The following is a 2,866-nucleotide window of genomic DNA, read 5'->3' as shown; positions in this document are numbered from 1 at the left end:
AACCGTACGACGTCGCCGTCCCGTTGCCTCGAACGATCCCCGTGGCCTGGCCCAGGTCGTTGTAGGCGTAGGTCGCCAGCACCCCGGCGCCGGAGGTCGCCCCGTTCTCGCGGATCGCGGTGACCGCGCCATAGAGGTCGTGGTCGTACTGGGCGTAGAAGGCGTCCGGCCAGGTGATGCGGGTCTGACGGCCGGCGGCGTCGTACTGATAGCTCATCGCGCCCAGCGGTCCGGTCTCGGAGGTCAGGCGCGACAGCGGGTCCCAGACAGTCGTCAGGGTCTGGCCGCCGCCCGTGGAGGTCAGCACCCGTCCCAGGTTGTCGTAGGTGAGAGCCACATCCATCGTGCCGGACGGCGCATCGATCGCCGTGACGCGGCTCAGATTGTCGACCGTCAGCGTGGTGACCGCACCCGCCCGGTTGCGGCTGGAGATCACATTGCCCGCCGCGTCGTAGCCGGTCTCTTCGTAGTCCGTGGTCGACGTCCCGCCGCCGGCGCGTTCGGATAGCGCAGCTTCGCGGGCCGGTCGAAACCGTCGTACGCCTGGATGGAGACGTTGCCGTTCCCATCGGTCATCGAGGCGACCCGGCCGTTGGCGGTGTAGGTCAGGCTTTCGGTGATCGCCTCGGCCTGCCCCAGCGCGGTGGTGGTCGACAGCGGCCGACCGGCGGCGTCGTAGGTGGTCTGCGCGATCCGGTCCGGACCAAAGCTGCCCGCCGTGGCGGCGGTGCAGGCCGAGGACGGCAGAGAGCCGAAGGTCGCCGGGTTCATCCGCACCGCCGTGCAGTCCACCCGCCCGGCGGCGTCGTAGCTGATCTGCTGCACGCCGACCGTCGATCCCGCGCCCGTCTGCTGGCTCGAGGTCAGAGGACGACCCTGGTCGTCGTAGATCGTCGCCGTCCGCACCAGCGGGTTGAAGCTGGCCCAGTCCGGGTCGGTGTAGCCGGGGGTGGTCCCCGTCTCGGCCAGGGTCACCTGGCCGCGCGGATTATAGGTCAGCCGCTGGGCCCGGTTCAGGCCCGCGCCCGCGCCGTCCGGGTCCGGCCCGACCACGCCGACCACCTGGCGGGCGTCGTCGTAGCGATAGCGGGTGGTGTCGCCCGTCCCCGCCAGCGGGCCGTCGACGGTCTCCACGTCGCCGTCGGCGGTGTAGGTCGTCGCCGTCACGGCCATCGAGGGATTGGCCCCCGAGCCCTGGCTGACGCTGGTCGGCAGCAGGTTGTTGGCCACGCCCGCGGACCCGTAGGTCATGGTCGTCAGCACTTCGTTCGCCGCCCCGTCGCAAGCGGCTCCGGTCGCGCAGGCCGAGACCTCGACCGGCAGGGTCACCGACGACGGCGCCGCCACGATCGAGCCGGAGCTGTTCTTGTAGTAGGCGGTCTGCGCCGCATAGGCGAAGCGCAGCTGCGGCCGGTCGGCGCCGGTCGAGGGCGCCGGTTCAGTCATCGACAACAGGCCGCCATGGACATTGTCCCAGACGTAGTCGGTGATATTCCCGCGCGCGTCCGTGGTGGACGTCGGCAGGTTGCAGGTCACCGGATTGGCGCAGGTCGACGGATAGGTCGCGCTGGTCGTGATGTCGGCCAGACCCGAACCGGGCTTGGCCACATAGGTCGTCTGGGTGACGTTGCCGCGACCGTCGTAGGTGGTCTGGACATAGTCGCCTTCCGGCATCGTCATGCGCGTCCGGCGGCCGTATGCGTCATAGGTGAAGGACGTGGTCTGGTTCAGCGCGTTCCGGATCGAGGCCGGCTGGCCTGAAGCATTGTCCGCCGTGACACGGGTGACCCCGCCCCCGGGCGAAGTGATATCGACGTACTGGCTCCCGCCCACAAAACCGTAGCTGTAGGTCGCCGTCCCCCGCGCGTCGGTGATGCTCGCGACCTGCGTTTCGCTTGGCAAGACATAGGTCACCGCCCGCATCGGCGTGGACGAGCCCGGCGGCGTGATCGCGCTCAGGCCGCCGCTCCCATACGTATAGGTCGTGACGCGCCCGGACTGGTCTGTCGCTGTTATGGGATTTACGCCATAGCCGGGGCCGCCCACGTAGGTGACACTCGGCCAGGTCCGGGTAAAGGCGCAGGTCACCGCCAGGGGCGCGCAATAGTCCACCGCGTTGTTCAGCGCCGTGACCTTGCTCATATTACCATTGGAATATTCGAACTTCAGCTGATAGCCGCGGTTGTTCGTGATGGACCGCAGGACGCCGCGCCCGCTGGAAGTGTCCCAGTGGAAGTCGCGACGGTCTCCGTTGGCGAACTCCTCGTACAGGGTTCCGTACCCCTCGCTCATGCGCGTCCGGTTGCCGGCCGCATCGGTGACGAGGTACTCGCCGGGGCTGATCTGCGTAAGCGTCGTCCCGTTCGGACGGCTCGGCGTCCAGACGCCTCCCGTCAGCACGAACCGTTCCGAGACCAGGCCCGCGCTCACGGTCGCGACCAGATCCGAGCCGACGATATCGACCGTGATCGTGCCGATCTCGACGTCGCGCCACAGTCCTCCGGCCCATTGACGCGTGTGCGCCAGGCCGCCGGAACCCGCCGGCCCGATGGCTGCCTCGGTCACGATGTGGCTGAAGGCGCCGCTCACGACGTCCACGCCCTGGCCATCCACGTTCCACTCGGGCGGGGCCGGCGGATTCTGCGCCTCGGCCCCGCCGGCGTATCCGACGAGCGCCAGAACGCCGAGGGAGGCTGTCCCGGCCAGCCGGGTCTTGAAGCTGCGGCGGCTCATCGGGCGACCTCCTGGGTGGAGGCGTCGCCGGACATGGCGTTCGCTGTGGGCGTCGACGCGTCGCCGGGACCTCGGCGCCATCCGGCCCGAGGGCCGATGCGCCAGGCTGTAGCGCCGTCGGGGCAAGACCGGC

The 2,866-nt window shown here is 69.5% G+C and carries 1 protein-coding gene and 1 pseudogene; both read right to left on the bottom strand.

The genetic code is table 11. The features are described 5' to 3' along the window. Positions 1 to 436 (bottom strand): annotated as a pseudogene (locus tag AC2W7C_RS16180) (RHS repeat-associated core domain-containing protein); the annotation flags it as partial. After that, positions 433 to 2,733 (bottom strand): RHS repeat domain-containing protein, encoded by a 2,301-nt coding sequence (locus AC2W7C_RS16175; RefSeq protein WP_486002316.1) that lies wholly within the window; start codon positions 2,731 to 2,733, stop codon positions 433 to 435. The gene AC2W7C_RS16175 and the pseudogene AC2W7C_RS16180, both read right to left, overlap by 4 nt. Positions 2,734 to 2,866: the final 133 nt, after the last annotated feature.

Source organism: Brevundimonas sp. CURTG3B2_SDJG, assembly GCF_057364705.1.
This window is presented reverse-complemented; position numbering and strand designations above follow the sequence as displayed.

Bases quoted from the DNA above. Each gene is read 5' to 3' on its own strand.
- AC2W7C_RS16175 (WP_486002316.1), bottom strand. From the start codon at position 2,733: ATGAGCCGCCGCAGCTTCAAGACCCGGCTGGCCGGGACAGCCTCCCTC.